17 protein-coding genes are annotated in these 16,932 nt (G+C 66.6%); 15 read left to right on the top strand and 2 right to left on the bottom strand.

Going from position 1 to position 16,932, the window contains the following annotated elements:
• Positions 1-35 precede the first annotated feature (35 nt).
• The 15 genes from WDA27_07445 (at position 36) to tsaD (ending at position 14,131) form a co-directional block, all read left to right on the top strand.
• Positions 36-878, top strand: coding sequence for an ABC transporter ATP-binding protein (locus WDA27_07445; protein MFA5890770.1), 843 nt, complete (start codon positions 36-38; stop codon positions 876-878).
• On the top strand, positions 875-2,014 hold the full coding sequence (locus WDA27_07440; protein MFA5890769.1) for an ABC transporter permease: 1,140 nt from the start codon (positions 875-877) through the stop codon (positions 2,012-2,014). Before WDA27_07445 ends, WDA27_07440 begins: the two co-directional genes overlap by 4 nt.
• Before the next feature lie 87 nt (positions 2,015-2,101).
• Entirely contained in the window at positions 2,102-2,545 is a 444-nt protein-coding gene (gene rplM / locus WDA27_07435; GenBank protein ID MFA5890768.1) for a 50S ribosomal protein L13, read from the top strand.
• The gene (gene rpsI, locus WDA27_07430; GenBank protein ID MFA5890767.1) at positions 2,545-2,943 is read left to right on the top strand and encodes a 30S ribosomal protein S9; all 399 of its coding nucleotides are present in this window, start codon (positions 2,545-2,547) and stop codon (positions 2,941-2,943) included. The genes rplM and rpsI overlap by 1 nt, the downstream gene beginning before the upstream one ends.
• 7 nt (positions 2,944-2,950) lie before the next feature.
• Positions 2,951-4,258 carry a phosphoglucosamine mutase gene (glmM, locus tag WDA27_07425; GenBank protein MFA5890766.1) on the top strand — a complete coding sequence of 436 codons (1,308 nt, stop codon included), beginning with the start codon at positions 2,951-2,953 and terminating at the stop codon, positions 4,256-4,258.
• Positions 4,259-4,313: 55 nt separating this feature from the next.
• Positions 4,314-6,143, top strand: coding sequence for a glutamine--fructose-6-phosphate transaminase (isomerizing) (glmS, locus tag WDA27_07420; protein ID MFA5890765.1), 1,830 nt, complete (start codon positions 4,314-4,316; stop codon positions 6,141-6,143).
• Between the two features lie 2 nt (positions 6,144-6,145).
• Positions 6,146-7,663 (top strand): NAD(P)H-hydrate dehydratase, encoded by a 1,518-nt coding sequence (locus tag WDA27_07415; GenBank protein MFA5890764.1) that lies wholly within the window; start codon positions 6,146-6,148, stop codon positions 7,661-7,663.
• Complete coding sequence (alr, locus tag WDA27_07410) at positions 7,660-8,784, top strand: alanine racemase (GenBank protein MFA5890763.1); 1,125 nt, start codon at positions 7,660-7,662, stop codon at positions 8,782-8,784. The genes WDA27_07415 and alr overlap by 4 nt, the downstream gene beginning before the upstream one ends.
• A complete protein-coding gene (locus WDA27_07405; protein MFA5890762.1) occupies positions 8,777-9,820 on the top strand; it encodes an alpha/beta hydrolase in 1,044 nt (347 codons plus the stop codon). The genes alr and WDA27_07405 overlap by 8 nt, the downstream gene beginning before the upstream one ends.
• Positions 9,817-10,728, top strand: coding sequence for a P1 family peptidase (locus WDA27_07400; protein MFA5890761.1), 912 nt, complete (start codon positions 9,817-9,819; stop codon positions 10,726-10,728). The genes WDA27_07405 and WDA27_07400 overlap by 4 nt, the downstream gene beginning before the upstream one ends.
• Complete coding sequence (locus tag WDA27_07395) at positions 10,725-11,354, top strand: uracil-DNA glycosylase (protein MFA5890760.1); 630 nt, start codon at positions 10,725-10,727, stop codon at positions 11,352-11,354. Before WDA27_07400 ends, WDA27_07395 begins: the two co-directional genes overlap by 4 nt.
• 23 nt (positions 11,355-11,377) lie before the next feature.
• Entirely contained in the window at positions 11,378-11,857 is a 480-nt protein-coding gene (tsaE, locus tag WDA27_07390; GenBank protein ID MFA5890759.1) for a tRNA (adenosine(37)-N6)-threonylcarbamoyltransferase complex ATPase subunit type 1 TsaE, read from the top strand.
• Positions 11,839-12,603 carry a tRNA (adenosine(37)-N6)-threonylcarbamoyltransferase complex dimerization subunit type 1 TsaB gene (gene tsaB, locus WDA27_07385; GenBank protein ID MFA5890758.1) on the top strand — a complete coding sequence of 255 codons (765 nt, stop codon included), beginning with the start codon at positions 11,839-11,841 and terminating at the stop codon, positions 12,601-12,603. The genes tsaE and tsaB overlap by 19 nt, the downstream gene beginning before the upstream one ends.
• A complete protein-coding gene (gene rimI / locus WDA27_07380; GenBank protein MFA5890757.1) occupies positions 12,600-13,133 on the top strand; it encodes a ribosomal protein S18-alanine N-acetyltransferase in 534 nt (177 codons plus the stop codon). The genes tsaB and rimI overlap by 4 nt, the downstream gene beginning before the upstream one ends.
• Complete coding sequence (gene tsaD, locus WDA27_07375; protein ID MFA5890756.1) at positions 13,130-14,131, top strand: tRNA (adenosine(37)-N6)-threonylcarbamoyltransferase complex transferase subunit TsaD; 1,002 nt, start codon at positions 13,130-13,132, stop codon at positions 14,129-14,131. Before rimI ends, tsaD begins: the two co-directional genes overlap by 4 nt.
• Positions 14,132-14,149: 18 nt before the next feature.
• Here the strand turns inward: tsaD and WDA27_07370 are convergent, their stop codons facing one another.
• Together WDA27_07370 and WDA27_07365 are read right to left on the bottom strand one after the other, a co-directional pair.
• Complete coding sequence (locus tag WDA27_07370) at positions 14,150-15,298, bottom strand: ABC transporter ATP-binding protein (protein MFA5890755.1); 1,149 nt, start codon at positions 15,296-15,298, stop codon at positions 14,150-14,152.
• Positions 15,295-16,929, bottom strand: a complete 1,635-nt coding sequence (locus tag WDA27_07365) for an iron ABC transporter permease (GenBank protein MFA5890754.1) — start codon at positions 16,927-16,929, stop codon at positions 15,295-15,297. The genes WDA27_07370 and WDA27_07365 overlap by 4 nt, the downstream gene beginning before the upstream one ends.
• Positions 16,930-16,932 lie beyond the last annotated feature (3 nt).

The raw sequence follows: 16,932 nt of genomic DNA, 5'->3' as shown, positions 1-16,932 counted from the left end.
CACCGTGACGCCGGTTCTTGACAGAAGATCAGTCGATGTCGGGTATAGCCCAGCTGTTGGATCGCGGAGGGCAATATCGCGCCGTGATTGAAGTCGTGGATGTCCGGCGAAGCCTCGGCGGGAAGCCGGTCTTGAGGGGCGTCGGTTTCCTCGCGGTGCCCGGTCTGATCACCGGACTGCTCGGACCCAACGGCGCCGGCAAGACGACGACACTTCGCTTGATCGCCACCCTTCTTCGTCCGGACTCCGGTTCGGTGCGCGTGTGCGGACTGGATACCGTGGCGAACTCCCGGGAGGTCCGGCGCTCGATCGGCCTGCTCACGGAAGACCCGGGTCTCTACGATCGCCTCACTTGCCGCGAGCAACTCGTGTTCGCTGCGCGATCCTTCGGCCTGAGTTCGGCGGTCGCGCGCCGGCGCGTGGAGGAACTCGCGGAACTCCTGTCCTTCCACGACCGTTTGGATTCGAAGGCGGCCGTGCTTTCAAAGGGGACGCGACAGAAGATCGCCTTGGCGCGCGCGCTGGTCCACGATCCCCCGGTCTTGCTGCTCGACGAACCCACGGCGTCTTTGGACGTTTCAGCCGCAGCCGCAGTACACGACCTTCTGACCGGGAGCGCTTTCGCCCACAAGACGGTGCTCCTATCCACGCACATCCTCACCGAGGTGCAACTGCTCTGCCGCAACGTGGTCGGCATTACGGCGGGCCGTGTGGTCGTTGAAGGATCTGTCGAGGACATCGCACGTCGCCATGTCACCGGCGAGTTCCGTCTGGCATTCCTCGACGCCCTCAAAGACGAGGCCTTGGCGGGCACGATGGACCCACCGAGTGCCGCACTTCTCGGCGAAGGTGCTTTCGGGCACGAGGGGAGCGCATGACCGATACTCCGGCTGGGATCGCCACCATCCTCCGGCGTGAGTTGATGGATATCGGCCGACAGCGGTGGGTGCGGATCTCTACGCTTCTCCAGCCGCTGTTGTTCGTTCCTCTCTTCTTCGGACTTCCCGGCCTGATTGCGCAGCGTTCCGCTACGGACCTCTCTCACGGCTCGGTCGTCGTGGCCGTCCAGGGAGGAGCCGAACCGGTCCGCCAAGCGTTGGAGTCCGGGGGGATCACCATCCGTGAAACCCGCGACGCCGCTGCCGCGGTTCTTGGGCGAAAGGCAGACGTGGGGATGGTCGTCTCCACCACTCTGCGGGGAAAGCGCGCGCCTGAACTCAACGTGGAGGTCTTGCTGCTGGGTGCAAGCGGCAAGTCGGTGCTCGCGTTCTTCCGTGTGCAGGGAGTGCTGAATAGAGCGACGGCAGTTGCGGAACGCCGCCGAGAGGTCAACATCCACACCACCGACCTTGTACGCAGCCCAGCGGGAAGGAGGTTCTTCGCAGCCTCGGTTCTGCCGGTCTACGTCTGGTTCCCGCTCAGCGTCATGCTTGGCTTCTCGGTTTCGACCCTTGCCTCAGAGAAAGACGGCCGAACTCTCGAGTCGCTCCTCGTCCTTCCTTACCGTCCTTGGCAGGTCATCGCAGCCAAGTGGGGGGTGTCCATGCTGGCCGCGCTGACGGTTGCCGCAGTCAGTTTGTTACCGTTTGCGGTGGTCAGCGTTCTGGATCTTCCTGCTTTGGGGGGCCGGCTGTCCTTCGGGTGGGCCGAGTTGTCTTCCCTGTCGATCGCGATGTTCGCCGTGGCTGCGTTTACGGTGTCCGCAGGCCTGGCTGTCGGTGCTTGGGGGACTTCGGCCCGAGAGGCATCCTCGCTCTCCGCTTCGATCTACATTCCCGCCGGAGTCATGAGCGTGATCTTCCTGGTCGTGCCCGACATCTCCCCTGCGCCTGCTCTCCTTGCGGTCCCTGTGCTGGGACCCATGATCCTCGCGCGCGAGGGAATTCTGGGGCCACTTGGGATCGGCGCGATACTCTCGGTCCTGCTCCCGACCATCGTCTACTCCACGTTGCTCGTTGAGGCGGCACGCCGGCTCACGTCGGGGGAGCGGGCGATCCTTCGCCCTCAGACCTAGGTCTTCAGTCCCCGGAGGAATTCGCGCAGGTTGACCCGGGGGCGGCGCCCGGGTAGAGTTTCCGCCCGCTGACCAGGCACTTTATTTATGAAAACATTCTCTCCGAAACCCTCAGATATCCAGCGTCGTTGGTGGGTCCTGGACGCGGAAGATCGCGTCCTGGGTCGCCTTGCCGTTGAAGCCGCGCGCCTTCTCCGCGGAAAGCACAAGCCGATCTTTGCTCCCCACGTCGACTGCGGCGACTTCGTCGTCATCGTCAACGCGAGCAAGATCCGATTGACGGGCAAGAAGACCGCCCAGAAGGAGTTCATCCGCCACTCGGGGTACCCGGGCGGTCTCACGCGCGTGTCGTACGAGGAGCTGCTGCAGACGCGGCCGTCGTTGGCGGTTGAACGCGCGGTGAAGGGAATGCTCCCGCACAACCGGCTTGGACGCGCGATGGGCGAGAAGTTGAAGGTGTACGACGGTCCCGAGCATCCGCACGAAGCGCAGAAGCCGGAGCCCTACCAGGCGAAGGCGGTGACTCGGTAATGGCGATAGCGGCACAGGCAATTCGAGCGACGGGCCGACGCAAGGAATCGGTCGCGCGCGTGCGCATCGTGTCCGGAACGGGTCAGTTCACTCTGAACGGCCGCCCACTCAAGGACTACTTCCCGCGTCCGGCGCTTCAGATGGTCGTGACCGAGCCCCTGCGGCTCACCAACACGGCCGAGCGCTACGACGTGATCGCGTCGCTGGCAGGCGGCGGAACCAGCGGGCAGGCGGGGGCGCTGCGCCACGGCATCGCGCGCGCGCTCATCGAGGCCGACCCGACGTTGCGTACCGAGTTGAAGCGCAAGGGTCTGCTCACTCGCGACGCTCGCGCCAAGGAACGCCGCAAGTACGGCCTCAAGAAGGCCCGCAAGGCGCCGCAGTACTCCAAGCGCTAGTACGGCTGTGGCCCGCCTTTTCGGGACCGACGGCGTTCGTGGCACTTACGGCACGACCCTGACCGACGATCTTGCGCGCGCCCTTGGACACGCGGCTGCAACGGTCCTGGGAGACGGATCCCCCCGCATCGTCATCGGGATGGACACGCGCGCATCAGGCCCTGCGCTGGAGAGTGCACTTGCATCCGGCATCGTTGCGGCGGGCGGGCATTCGTTGTCGGCCGGCGTGATGCCGACCGCGGGAGTCGCTCACCTGGTTCACGCCTACGGCGCGACGGCGGGCATTGTCATCAGCGCGAGCCACAATCCTGCGGCGGACAACGGCATCAAGTTCTTCGGCCCCGACGGCATGAAGTTGCCCGACGAAGTCGAAGACCGCATCGAGGCCGCAATGGACGGCACCGCGGATCCGCCGGCCGCACCCGAGCCTCTCACGGACGCGCGCGAGCGTTATGAGGAGTTCTTGCTCGAAGGCGTTCCGTCGCTGGCGGGTTTGCGCGTGGTGGTCGACTGCGCCAACGGCGCGGCGTTCTCGATCGCCCCAGAGGTTTACCGGCGCGCGGGCGCCAAGGTGATTGTGATCGGCGCAGAGCCGGACGGCACCAACATCAACGCCGGCGTCGGATCAACGCATCCCGAGGCCTGTGCGGCAAAGGTGATCGAGACCGGTGCCGATGCGGGGATCACTCACGACGGCGACGCGGACCGGTTCATCGCCATCGACGCGCGCGGCGACATTGTCGACGGCGACCAGATCCTCGGGATTTGCGCGCTGCATGCTCGAGATCTCGGCGCGCTCGCCGAGAACACCGTGGTTACGACCGTGATGGCTAACCTCGGATTCCGCAGGGCGATGGAGCGCGAGGGAATCCGCGTGCTGGAAACAAAGGTGGGGGACCGGTACGTGCTCGCGGAGATGCTCGCGAGCGGCTCCGTGATGGGCGGGGAGCAATCCGGTCACATCGTCTTCCTCGACCGCCACACGACCGGGGACGGGATTCTGACCGCTCTTCGATTGATGCGTGTCGTGGCCTCTACCGGGGCGAGCCTCGCGGATCTGGCTGCGCGCATCCCTCGGTTCCCACAGGTCCTGGTCAACGTTCGAGTGCGGGACCGCGAATCGCTCGCCGACGCGAGGCCGGTGTGGGATGTGGTGAGCGCCGTGGAAGCCGGGATGAACGGCGAGGGTCGGTTGTTGGTGCGCGCGTCCGGCACCGAGCAACTCGTGCGCGTCATGGCGGAGGCCCCGACCCAAGAGCGCGCTCGCGCCGCGGTTGAAACAGTGGTTGAAGTAGTACGGGCGACGCTGGGCTGATCGCCCGGCCGATCGTACGCAGACAGTTCCCGAGCGCCGGTAGACTGAGGCGCATATGTGCGGAATCATGGGCGTGGTCGGGGATACCCCCGCTCTCTCCGTCGTCGTCGACGGACTTCGCAGACTGGACTATCGCGGGTACGACTCCGCGGGCGTTGCGGTGCTGGAGAACGGCGGAATCCGGTTGGTGCGAAAGGCCGGCAAGATCGAAGCGCTCGACAAAGAGCTTGCACCTTTGGTGATCGAGGGCACGACCGGGATCGGGCACACCCGATGGGCGACGCACGGCGGCCCGACGGATCGCAACGCGCACCCTCATTCCGATTGCGCCGGGAGAATCGCACTGATCCACAACGGGATCATTGAGAACTTCTTCGAATTGCGAACGCGCCTGGAGGCGGACGGACACGTGTTTTCCTCCGACACCGACACCGAGACCTTGGCGCACTTGATCGAGTCGGTCTACGAAGGCGACCTTGTCGCGGCCGTGCGTCGCATCGTCGCGGAAGTCGAGGGCGCCTTTGCAATCGGAGTTATTGCCGCCGACGAGCCCGGCCTAATCGTCGCGGCGAAGCGAACGAGTCCGCTGATCGTCGGACGGAATGACAAGGGGACGTATCTGGCGTCGGACCCGACGGCATTGCTCCCGCACACGCGCGACGTCGTGCACGTGCTCGACGACCAACTTGTCGAGATTCGCCGCGACGGTTTCCGCCTTACGACGCTCGACGGATCCCCCGCCGAGGGCAACGCCATCCACATCGACTGGGATGTGCAGGCGGCGGAGAAGTCCGGGTTCGACACGTTCATGCTCAAGGAGATCTACGAGCAGCCCGATGCGGTTGCCGACGCATTGCGTGGACGAACGCTGCCTGACGGGAAGTTGATGCTGGATGAGCTGCGCTTGGCCGACGAGGAGATCCGCGCGATCGACAAGGTCTTCGTGGTCGCTTGCGGGTCCGCGTTTCATGCCGGGCTGGTTGCCAAGTACGCGATTGAGCACTGGACCCGCTTGCCGGTTGAGATCGAGATCGCCAGTGAGTTTCGTTACCGCGATCCGGTGCTGGACCGTGACACGCTTGTGATCGCGGTGTCGCAGTCGGGTGAGACCATCGACACGCTGGAAGCAGTGCGATACGCGCGCGAGCAGCGCGCGAAGGTCATGGCGGTGGTCAATGTGGTCGGCTCCAGCGTCGCGAGGGAAGCGGACGGGGTGCTGTACACGCGCGCCGGTCCGGAAGTCGGCGTCGCGGCCACCAAGACGTTTCTGACGCAGGTCGTCGGGCTGAAGTTGCTGGCGCTGTACCTTGCGCAAGTGCGGGCGACCATGTGGCCGTCGGAGGCCGCGGCAATTGTGGCCGATATGCAGCGTCTGCCGGCGTTGATCGAGAGCGTGCTCGACCTGCATGAGCCGGTGAAGGCGATCGCCGCTGAGATCGCCGGCGCCTCGAGCGTTATCTTCATGGGCCGCCACGTCGGATACCCGCTGGCACTCGAAGGCGCGCTGAAGCTAAAGGAGATCAGCTACGTGCATGCCGAGGGATTCGCCGCCGGCGAACTCAAGCATGGTCCGATCGCCTTGATCGAGCAGGGCGTGCCGGTCGTGGCCGTCGCGACGCAGTGTCACGTGTATCAGAAGGTGCTTTCCAACATCCAGGAGGTCAAGGCGCGCGGCGCGTTCGTCGTCGCGATCTGCAGTGAGGGCGATCGTGACGAGGTGGCGCGTCATGCCGATCGCGTGATCGAGGTTCCCCGTGTCCACGAACTCTTGGTCCCTGCGCTGGTGGCGGTGCCGATGCAGTTCTTGGCTTACGAGGTCGCGACGCTTCGCGGCTGCAATGTGGATCAGCCGCGAAACCTCGCCAAGAGCGTCACGGTCGAGTAGCCATGCTTGACGTCCTGCGAGCTGCGGACGTCCGGAATCAGGACGCGGCGTGTGTCGCGCGCGGGATTCCGGTGGCCGGTCTTATGCGCAACGCTGGGTTCGCCGTTGCGCGCGCCGCGCGCGCGATGCTCGGGGGAACTTCCGGCCTCCGCATCGTCGTTGTGTGCGGAAAAGGCAACAACGGCGGTGACGGGATCGTTGCCGGGCGGTTTCTTACGGGCTGGGGGGCGCACGTTGTGGTGGTGCCGGTCGCGGGTCCGCTTGCCGCGCTGCCGGCCGCTCAGCTCGAGGGTTTCCGCGGCAGGGTCTGTGATTCCGCGTTGCTCGATCGTGAGTTGGCGCGCGCGGATCTGGTGATCGATGCGGTCTTGGGTGTCGGACTGGCGCGCGCGCCCGAGGGTCCGTCTGCCGCAGCCATCGAAGCGATTGCGCGCGCGACCGCACCGGTTCTGTCCATAGATGTTCCGTCCGGCATCGACGCCGACACCGGTTCTGTGCCCGGAGTCGCCGTCCGTGCCGACGTCACGGTGACGCTCGGTGGACTCAAGCCCGGATTGCTCTTCGTTCCCGGCGCCGTCCACGCCGGACGGATCCAGGTGGCCGGGATCGGGGTTCCGGTGGATCTCGCAGGCGGTTCGGCGCGCGCGTTGGAGCGATCCGACGTTGCGCGCGCGCTGCCGCGAAGGGCCCCGGGCGAGCACAAGCGAAGTGCCGGGACGCTTCTGGTCGTGGCAGGATCGACAGCGATGCCCGGGGCGGCAGCACTGGTGGTTTCGGCGGGCATGCACACCGGTGCGGGATTGACGGTTCTGTGTGCTCCCGAGGCCGCTTGCCGCGCGGCCGTGACACGCACGCCGGAGGTCACCACGATCCCGCTTTCGTCCGACACGTTCGATGCGTCGGCGGTCGAAGCGATCTGCGCGCGCGCCTCGGAGTTTCACGCCGTCGCAGTCGGACCCGGCCTCACCACCCAGCCTCAAGCAGTCGCCGCCGTGCGGGAACTGCTTGCGCGTCTGGATATACCCGTGGTGCTTGATGCCGACGGGTTGGGCGTTTTCGCGGGGGACCTCGCCGGACCGGCGCGCGCCCGATCCGCGCCGGTCGTCCTCACGCCGCACGCCGGCGAACTCGCTCGGTTGAGCGGACAAAGCGCTTCCAAACTCGATTCCGACAGGCTTGCGGCCGCCTCCGATGCAGCGGCGGAGTCGGGGTGCTTGATCGTCTTCAAGGGTCCCGGGACTGTGATCGCCGCGCCCGACGGTGAGACATGGGTGAACCCAACCGGCGGGCCCTCGCTTGCTCAAGGTGGGACCGGCGACGTACTTACCGGGATGCTCGGCGCGCTGGCGGCGCAGGCAGCGGCTCGCGGTGAGCCGGTGAACGCGCGCTTGATCGCGCTGGGTGTGTGGCTGCACGGCGCGGCGGGCGACCGTTTGGCCGCGCGACTCGATCCGCACACGTCCAACGCCTCGGCACTGGCCGCCGAGATCGGCCCCTTGCTGCACGAGGTGGCCGGGTGATCGCGCGCGCGCCGCGCCCCGCGTGGGCCGAGGTGGATCTCGGAGCTATTCGGGCGAACCTTGTGAATATCGCGACAGGCCTGAACCACGGCACGCGCATCATGGCGGTGGTGAAGGCAAATGCTTACGGCCACGGCGACGTCGAAGTGGCGCGCGCGGCCCTTGAGGCCGGGGCGGCCGGGTTGGGTGTGGTGCTGCTGGAGGAAGGGATTCGGCTGCGCGAGGCGGGGATCGGTGCGCCGGTGCTGCTGATGCAGGAACCTGCGTACGATCGCGCCGCGGAGGTCTTGGCGAGGGACTTGACGCCTGCGGTGTTCACGATTGCCGGCCTCGAGGCGCTGGGAGCTGCGGCGGCGCGCGCGGGAAGCCCGATCCGCGCGCACGTGAAGATCGACACCGGGCTCAATCGGCTCGGCTGGCCGTCGGATCGAATCGATGAGTTTGCCCTGGCGCTGCGCGCGCACCCGCTCGTGGAGATCGAGGGAGCTTTCACGCACTTCGCTTTTGCCGACGAGCCGGATCATCCGTTCATTTCAGTGCAGTTGTCGCGCTTCGCTGCGGCAGTCGATGAGTTGCGCGCGCATGGGATCGAACCGCGCTTGCTGCACGCCGGGAATTCCGCTGCCTCGCTCACGCGACCCGACGCGCACTTCGACATGGTGCGTGTCGGGATCGCGATGTACGGCTTGTCTCCGGGCCCCAAGTGTGACGGGATTGTCGCGTTGCGACCGGCGCTGACACTGAAGGCGCGCGCGGCGATGGTCAAGCGAGTTCGTGGCGGCGAGGCGGTGTCCTATGGGCATCGGTACCGGCTGAAGCGGGACGCAACCATCGTCACGATCCCGCTCGGGTACGCGGACGGATGGCCGCGCGGGTTGTCCTCCAACGCCGACGTGCTTATCGGTGGACGGCGCTACCCTGCGGTGGGGACCGTGTGCATGGATTCCTTCATGGCGGATCTTGGAGACGACGAGTGCGAGGTGGGGGACGAGATCGTGCTGATCGGCGAACAGGGCGGCGAACGAATCGGTGTCGAGGCAGTGGCTGCTGCCACCGGGACCATCAACTACGAAGTCGTGACGAGGGTTTCGCCTCGCATCCCGAGGGTGTTCCGTGGCTAAGCGAGGGTTGCGCGCGGGTGCGATCTCCGCAGCGGCGATTGCTGCGGCAGTTGCGGGCGGGATAGCCGCCGAGCGCGCGTTCGTCCGTCGTGACCGAAGCCGTGCCGACCCGTTCGCAAAAGAGGCGTACGGAAGCGTGCGCGGCGCGTCCATCGGTCCGATCCCGTCGTTCGACGGGACACTGCTCAACGTCGAGCAGGCCGGCAGCGGGCCTACCGTGGTGTTTTCGCACGGGTTTTCGCTGAACCTCACGTTGTGGCATCACCAGATCACCGGGCTCGCCGAAGACATGCGACTGGTGCTCTACGACCATCGCGGGCACGGTCGCAGCGGACGTCCGGAGTCGCAGGATTGGTCGCTGGAGGCACTCGCTCGCGATCTACACGCCGTGCTGAGCGAAACGACCGGCGACGGTCCCGCAGTCGTGGTCGGTCATTCGATGGGCGGCATGACCGCGTTGAAGTACTGCGAGTTGTTCGGCGAACAGATCGGTCGGCGTGTGGGAGGTCTTGTGCTCGTCGACACGACGGCCGCCGACGTTATGGGAGGCGTGCTCTACGGCGCGGGACGGCGCGCGCGCGCCGTATCTCAAGCGTTGCAAGAGGGTCTCATGCGCGCGCTCACCGGCAGGGCGGATACCGTCGATCGAATGCGCGCCAACGGCAGCTCGATCGCGTACTTGTCGGCGCGGTTCTTCGGATTCGGTCCGAGCCCGTCTCCGGCGCAAGTGGACTTCGTCGAACGCATGCTTGCTGAGGTTCCGTCTGAGGTCTGGGAGCGCCTGCTGCCGACGTTGCTCGGCTTCGATGTGACGACGGTGTTGCCGGTCATCGACATCCCCGTGCTGATCATCGTCGGTTCGCACGACCGGCTCACGCCGCCTGGGGCGTCGGTGCGCATGGCGCGCGCCATCCCCGGCGCGGAACTCGTCGTTCTGAAGGGAGCCGGACACAGCTCGATGCTTGAGCGGCACGAGGAGTTCAACGATCACGTGCGACGCTTCGTCGCCCGCGTTGCCGCGACAACGACGCGATGATTACGGCGGTCCCCGAGATCCGAGTGGGGCACTGGTCCGATGATCATGCGCTCACCGGCTGCACCGTCATCCTTCCGCCGCCGGGCACTGCGGCCGCCGCGTTCGTCGCGGGGGGCGCGCCGGGCACGCGCGAGATGGATGCCTTGTCACCGGGATCGCTGGTGCAGGAAGTTCATGGGATCTTGCTCACCGGCGGGTCTGCGTTCGGCCTGGCGGCAGCCGACGGCGTCATGCGGTGGCTTGAAGAGCGTGGCGTCGGAGTGGCGGCGCCGGGCGCGCGCGTGCCGGTCGTTCCTGCGGCCGTGATCTACGACCTGGGGATCGGAGATCCGAGTGTTCGGCCCGGTCCGGCCGAGGGCTATGCGGCTTGCGAAGCGGCCGAGGCCGAGGAGTCCCGGGAGGGCAATGTCGGCGCCGGGATGGGGGCAACGGTCGGCAAGACCGCAGGGCTCGAGCATCAGAGCCGGGGCGGAATCGGGGGCTCATCGCGCGCCGAGGGGGACTTGGTCGTCGGCGTGATCGCAGTCGTAAATGCGCTCGGCGACGTCATCGATGAGTCGGGTGAGGTTCTCGCCGGAGCGCGCGCGAAAGCTGCGTTTTCGCTTCCGCGGTCGACATCGACCACGCTGGTGTGTGTCGCCACCAACGGGACGCTTTCACGTGACGAGTTGTCGCGCGTCGCCCGCATGGCGGCGACGGGCCTTGCCAGGGCGATCCGGCCTGTGCATACCTTGTTCGACGGCGATACCGTGTTCGCGTTGTCCACACGCCGGGTTCCGGCGCACACGGAGATGGTTGGACGGATGGCGGCGGACTTGGTGGCCGAGGCGGTGCGTCGCGGAGTGCGCGCGGCAACCGGCGTCGCCGGTGCCCCCGCTCTTGGTCGAATGCATGGGGGGAGCGCGTGACGAGAACGATCGATGCCGCCGCGCGCGATGCCGCGCAGTGCGCGCGATGCGACTTGTCGCAAACGCGGACGCAGGTCGTGTTCGCCTCCGGTGACCCCGCCGCGGAGCTGATGTTCATAGGAGAGGCTCCCGGATTCCACGAGGATCGGAAAGGCGTTCCATTCGTCGGCGCGGCCGGGAATCTGCTGAACGAGCTGATCGAAGGGATCGGACTTACGCGCGATGACGTTTACGTCGCCAATGTTTTGAAGTGTCGCCCGCCGAGCAATCGCGATCCGCAGCCCGGCGAGATCGAAGCGTGCACGCCGTGGTTGACCGAACAGATGGATCTGGTCGACCCTCTAGTTGTGTGTTCGTTGGGGAACTTCGCCACGAGGTTCTTGCTGCAAACTCAGGTTGGGATCTCTCGATTGCGGGGCAAGCGCTACGAGGTGATGGGCCGGGTACTGGTGCCCACGTTCCATCCCGCCGCCGTGCTGCACAGCGGCCGCAGCGGCACGGCGATGTCCCAGATGGAAGACGACTTCCGGTTCCTGTCCAAAGTGCTCGAGGAGTTGCGTGCCGTGCCGGGCGAGGATGCGGTATCGGGCGACGGCGACTCCGCGCCACAACCGGGGCTTTTCTGAAGGAGGAAATCCCGGTGCTGGAAATGGAGTGTGTCTCGACCTCGCCCGAGGTGACCCGTGCGATCGGCGGCGCGTTGGCCGGTTTCTTGGCGCCGGGAGATGTGGTGTCGTTGTCGGGCGATCTCGGGGCGGGAAAGACTTGTCTAGTGCAAGGGGCGGCGGCAGCGCTGGGCGTGCGGGCCCGGGTGCAGAGCCCGTCGTTCGTGCTGGTGCGGGAATACGCGGGGTCTGCGCGGGTCGTGCACGTCGATGTCTATCGACTGAATTCCTTGCAGGAGCTGTACGACTTGGGCTACGAAGAGGTGTTCGATCCCGGCTCGGTGACGTTCGTGGAGTGGGGCGACGCGGTCGACGGCGCGCTGCCGGCCGATCGTCTGGAGATAGAGATGACGCAGCATGATGAGGAGCGGCGCCGAATCGTGATTCGCGCGTCGGGGAGACGCTGGGATCGGGACTGGGAGTCCTTGCGCAAAGCGTGTGCCGGATGGGCGGCGGAGGCCTGATGCTGGTGCTCGGGTTCGAGACCTCGACGCCGGTCTCCTCGGTTGCCCTTGCGAACTCGCAGGGAGTCCTCGGCAGCATCGTCGTTGCGCGCGGCCGCGGGCATGTGGAGTTTCTGGTTCCCGCAATGCGGTCGCTGCTCGAACTCACCAAGACGGATCTTCGCGAGGTCGGCGGGGTCGCCGCAGGAATCGGCCCCGGGTTGTTCACGAGTATGCGTGTCGGCATCGTGACCGCGAAGACCGTGGCGCAGATGCTCGAAGTGCCGGTGGTCGGAGTGTCGAGCTTGGACCTGCTAGCCGCGGGAGTGCGCGACACGTCGAGCGTGATCTGCGCGTGCATTGACGCCCGCAGGGGCCAGGTCTTCGCGTCGATGTACCGGCGCGCGCCCGTCGGAGTCGAGCGACTCGACGAGTACCGCGCGTGGGATCCGTCGGATCTCGCAGATGAGTTGCAGTCACGCGGGCAGCCTGTGCTGATGGTCGGAGATGGGGTATCCGCGTACCCGGATCAACTCGCCGGCCTCGGCAGCGTCGCTCCGCCGGATCGCGCATTCCCGTCGGCGGCGGTGCTCGTGGAACTCGCGTCGCCGCGCCTCGAGAGCGGCGAGGGCGTCGTTCCCGCGCTGATCGAGCCGCTGTATGTTCGCAAGTCGGATGCCGAGATCAAGTGGGCCGACAGAGGCGTCACGATCGAGCGACCGATGCGAGTTCAGGTTTCCAAGCGAGCGCGTGGGGAGGCCGGATGAGAGCCGAAGCCGATCCCCCTCGCGGTTTGCTGCCCATCGAGATCACTCCCATGCGCCGCCGCCACGTGCGCGAGGTTCTTGAGATCGAACGGCAGGTCTACCCCCGTCCCTGGAGCGCGGCGCTGTTCTTCAGCGAGTTGTCGCAGCGTAAGACGCGCCACTATGTGGTTGCGATTGAGGAGCACCGGCTCGTCGGGTACGGCGGACTCATGGTGCACCAGGGAGAAGGCCACATCACGACGATCGCAACGGATCCGTTGGTGCAGCATCGGGGAGTGGGAACCCGCATCATGCTGAATCTGTTCGACGAGGCGCGCGCGCGCGCCGCAACGTCGATTGCGCTTGAAGTTCGTGTTGCCAACTGGCCGGCGCAGCGACTGTACGCATGGTTCGGTTTCCGACCGGTCGGCGTTCGGCGCAATTACTACGCGGAGACCGGGGAGGACGCGCTGGTGATGTGGGTTGAGAACGTGCAGTCCTACGAAATCACCGAGCGCTTGGCGCGAATCCGGGGAGCCGTTGGATTGTGATCATTCTCGGAATTGAGACCTCCTGCGACGAGACGGGAATCGCGGTCCTGGTGGACGGAGCCGTGCGCTCCAACATCATCTCGTCCCAAATCGACCTGCATGCACCGTTCGGCGGCGTCGTTCCCGAGATTGCCGGTAGAACGCACGTAATGACGGTGACACCTGCGATCGAGCAGTCGCTCGCGGAAGCAGGCGTCGGCCCGCGTGATCTGGACGCCGTTGCGGTTACGGTTGGACCCGGGCTCGTCGGCGCGCTCATCGTAGGAGTCGCCGCGGCAAAGGCGATGGCTGCAACGCTGGACATCCCGCTGATTGGAGTCAACCATCTGGAAGGGCACATCGAGGCGTCATTCCTCGAAGATCCATCCGTGCAGCCGCCGGTCGTTGCGCTCATCGTTTCCGGGGGACACACCATGATTGCGGTGATGCCGGAGCACGGCCGGTTCGAGATCCTTGGCCAGACGATTGACGACGCGGTAGGGGAAGCCTTCGACAAGGTTGCGCGATTCCTCGGTCTGGGGTTCCCCGGCGGTCCGGTGATCGATCGACTGGCCGCGTCGGGCGATGCGTCGGCGTATCGTTTTCCGCGCGCGCTGCTGGGTGAGCCGAACTACGACTTCTCTATGTCGGGCTTGAAGACTGCCGTCATCCGATGGGTTCGCGAACGGCAGAACCTCGAGGACTCGTTCGATCCGGCCGATCTTGCGGCGTCTTTTCAAGAGGCAATCGTCGACGTGCTCGTCACCAAGACGATCCGCGCCGCGCGCGATCTGGGCATCGACACGGTGGTCCTCGCCGGTGGGGTCGCGGCGAACTCGCGACTGCGCGCGCGCATGCGCGCGGCGGGGGAGGAGTCCGGCATTCGCGTCGTCGTCCCTTCGATCGCGTTGTGCACCGACAACGGCGCGATGATCGCGGCAGCGGGCGCGCGCCGGTTCGAGCGAGGCGACCGAGCATCCTGGGACATCGGCGCAAACCCGGCGCTTTCGCTGGGCTGAGGTGGTTGGCGGGGCGGACTACGTCCCCGCGCGCGGACCGGCGGGGATCCACGCGGCGCGCGTCTCGCCGCGGAACAGGACCAGGTGATCCGGGCGGAACTCGACTCGTACTCGGTCGCCGGGGTGGAACGTCGCTTGCGACGAGTGTGCGGAAACGAGCATCCGGCCCGACGGCAACCGCACGACTGTGCGGTTGAACGGGCCGTGGAATCGCTCGGCAACGACTTCGGCTTCGCTGGATGGATCGAGCGACAGGTGGATGTCCTCCGGCCGCAGCATCAGTTCGCCGGGGCCGGGGGTTACGCCCGAGTTCGGCAACGCGAACGAGCCGAGGTCGGTGGAGAGAAGGTTGTTCTTTACGACGGCAGGAAGGAACTCGGCTTCGCCGACGAAGTCCGCGACGAAGCGCGTCGCCGGCGTGTGGTAGATCTCCTCGGGCCGCCCGATCTGCTCGATGCGTCCGTCGTGCATCACGGCCACGCGATCGGCTATCTCCAGCGCTTCTTCTTGATCGTGCGTTACGAAGATCGCTGTGGCGCCCGCCGCGCGCAAGATGTCGCGCACCTCGGTTCGCACCCGCGTCCGCAGGTCCGCGTCGAGGTTCGAGAACGGCTCGTCGAGCAGCACGATCTGCGGCTCCGGCGCCAGCGCGCGCGCCAGCGCGACGCGCTGCTGCTGACCGCCGGACAACTCGTGTGGGTATCGATCGCCGAGGTCGCCGAGACCTACAAGATCAAGTGCCTGCGTGACTCGGGATCGGCGTCGAGCGCGGTCTCCTCTGACGCCGTAGCCGACGTTATCGGCGACTCTCATGTGCGGGAACAAAGCGTAGTCTTGGAAGACGAAGCCGACGCTCCGACGCTCCGGCGGAACGAATCGGTGCGGTCCGGCCATCTGTTGGTCACCGAAGCGCACGACTCCGGCGTCGGGACGCTCGAAGCCGGCGATCAGGCGCAAGAACGTTGTCTTGCCGCAGCCGCTGGGGCCCAGCAGGGCGAGGATCTCCGCGCGCGCAACATCGACGTGCACCCCGGCGACCGCGGGCGTGTCACCGTAGAACTTCACGAGTCCTTCAGTTGCGAAGGCCGTTTGCATTGTTGCGTTCAGCCTATCCGCACCGGGATCGAACGTCCGGAGCGTTTCGCGTCCGGGAAGTGTGATGCTCATCGTTCGCTCACCCGTCCCCGGAGCAGCATGACGGCGAGCGGGCCGGCGGCCAGCACGATCAACAGCAGCGCCGGCATCGCGGCGCGCGCGAAGGAAGCCGAGTTCGTGGCGCTCCATACTTCGGTCGACAACGTTGCGAAACCTGTCGGGGCGAGCAGTAGCGTGGCCGGTAGTTCCTTCATCGTCGTGAGGAATACCAGCGCGGCTCCGGTGAGCATTCCGGGCCGCACGAGCGGGAGCACGACCCGGCGCAGGGTTTCGATGCGACCGCTTCCCAGTGAGTGCGCGGCCTCTTCGATCTGCGGGTTGAGTTGGAGCAGGCCGGCGCGAAGGGCGCCGGCCGCTTGGGGAAGGAAGAGCACGACGTAGGCGAAAACGAGCATCGTGCGCGTCTGGTAGAGCGTTGGGACGTATCGGGCGCCGACGAATACGAGTGCGAGGGCGACGACCAGGCCCGGGAGCGCGTAGCCGATGAAGGACGCGCGCTCGAGGGCGCGCGTCAGGCGGCTCGGGTAGCGCACCGTGAGGACCGAGATCGGCCACGCCGCGATGACGGCTGCGCCTGCCGCGAGTCCGGATGCCTGCAGGCTTCGTCCCGCGGCGGCAAACGCGACTCCGGTCGTCTCGCCGGCACGAACGCCGCGCGCGAGCCAGTACGCGATTACCGCGATGGGGACTCCCAGGGCGACGGTGACCAACAGGGCGCATGCGGCGAACGCAGGCCAACGCCGGCGGCCGAGGGCCGACCGGGTCGGAATACGCGGCGCCGATCCCTGCGCGCGGTAGTAGGCCGCACGAGTGCGCGCGCGGCGCTCGCCGGAAAGAAGAACACCCGTGACGCAGATAAGCAGCAGCCCGAGGATCGCGGCGCGTGAACGATCGAACGAGCCTGTGTATTGCATGTAGATGGCGCGCGTGAACGAGTCGAATCGCAACAGTGAAACCGCTCCGAAATCGTGCAGCACGTATAGCGAGACAAGCAGCGATCCGGCGGCGACGGACGGACGGAGTTGCGGGAGCACAACCGACCGCATCGTTTCCCGACGGGATCGTCCAAGGGCCATGCTCGCTTCCTCGAGGGCGGGGTCCAGACCGCGCAGCGCGGCGCGCGCGGTGAGGTACACGTAGGGGAAGGTGAACAATGTAAGCACGAGCCACGCACCGCCGAACCCGTAGATCGACGGCAGTCGCATCACGCCGATCGGCTCGAGCAGTTGCTGCAGGAGACCGCGCGGCCCCAGTGCCGCGACGAACACGTAGCCGCCGACGTACGTAGGGATGACTAGAGGCAGCGCCAGCAGCACCGTCCACGCCCTCCGCCCGGGCAAATCGGTTCGCTCGGTCAGCCATGCGAGCGGCAGCGACATCGCGACCGCCGTGGCCGTAACCGCAAGCGCGAGTCCAATCGTCCGCACGAGCAAGCCGGCTGTGCGCGCGTCCAGGATCGTGTCGAGAATCGTGTCCGGCCCGCCCTCCCACGATCTCACGACGAGGTACAGGGCCGGCAGCACTGTGAGTGCGCCGACAACGGTGGCCCCGGCGATGAGCGAGCGTGGCGCGGAGCGGCGCCGGGGGCGAGAGGGACTCGGCTCGAGGGTGTCGAGAACCGGGTCCCTTTCGACGGGGCGCATGCT

Source organism: Actinomycetota bacterium (genome assembly GCA_041658565.1).
Taxonomy (GTDB): Bacteria; Actinomycetota; AC-67; order AC-67; family AC-67; genus JBAZZY01.
This window is presented reverse-complemented; position numbering and strand designations above follow the sequence as displayed.

Bases quoted from the DNA above. Each gene is read 5' to 3' on its own strand.
- WDA27_07445 (MFA5890770.1), top strand. From the start codon at position 36: ATGTCGGGTATAGCCCAGCTGTTGGATCGCGGAGGGCAATATCGCGCC.
- WDA27_07440 (MFA5890769.1), top strand. From the start codon at position 875: ATGACCGATACTCCGGCTGGGATCGCCACCATCCTCCGGCGTGAGTTG.
- rplM (MFA5890768.1), top strand. From the start codon at position 2,102: ATGAAAACATTCTCTCCGAAACCCTCAGATATCCAGCGTCGTTGGTGG.
- rpsI (MFA5890767.1), top strand. From the start codon at position 2,545: ATGGCGATAGCGGCACAGGCAATTCGAGCGACGGGCCGACGCAAGGAA.
- glmS (MFA5890765.1), top strand. From the start codon at position 4,314: ATGTGCGGAATCATGGGCGTGGTCGGGGATACCCCCGCTCTCTCCGTC.
- WDA27_07415 (MFA5890764.1), top strand. From the start codon at position 6,146: ATGCTTGACGTCCTGCGAGCTGCGGACGTCCGGAATCAGGACGCGGCG.
- WDA27_07400 (MFA5890761.1), top strand. From the start codon at position 9,817: ATGATTACGGCGGTCCCCGAGATCCGAGTGGGGCACTGGTCCGATGAT.
- tsaE (MFA5890759.1), top strand. From the start codon at position 11,378: ATGGAGTGTGTCTCGACCTCGCCCGAGGTGACCCGTGCGATCGGCGGC.
- tsaB (MFA5890758.1), top strand. From the start codon at position 11,839: ATGGGCGGCGGAGGCCTGATGCTGGTGCTCGGGTTCGAGACCTCGACG.
- rimI (MFA5890757.1), top strand. From the start codon at position 12,600: ATGAGAGCCGAAGCCGATCCCCCTCGCGGTTTGCTGCCCATCGAGATC.
- WDA27_07370 (MFA5890755.1), bottom strand. From the start codon at position 15,298: ATGAGCATCACACTTCCCGGACGCGAAACGCTCCGGACGTTCGATCCC.
- WDA27_07365 (MFA5890754.1), bottom strand. From the start codon at position 16,929: ATGCGCCCCGTCGAAAGGGACCCGGTTCTCGACACCCTCGAGCCGAGT.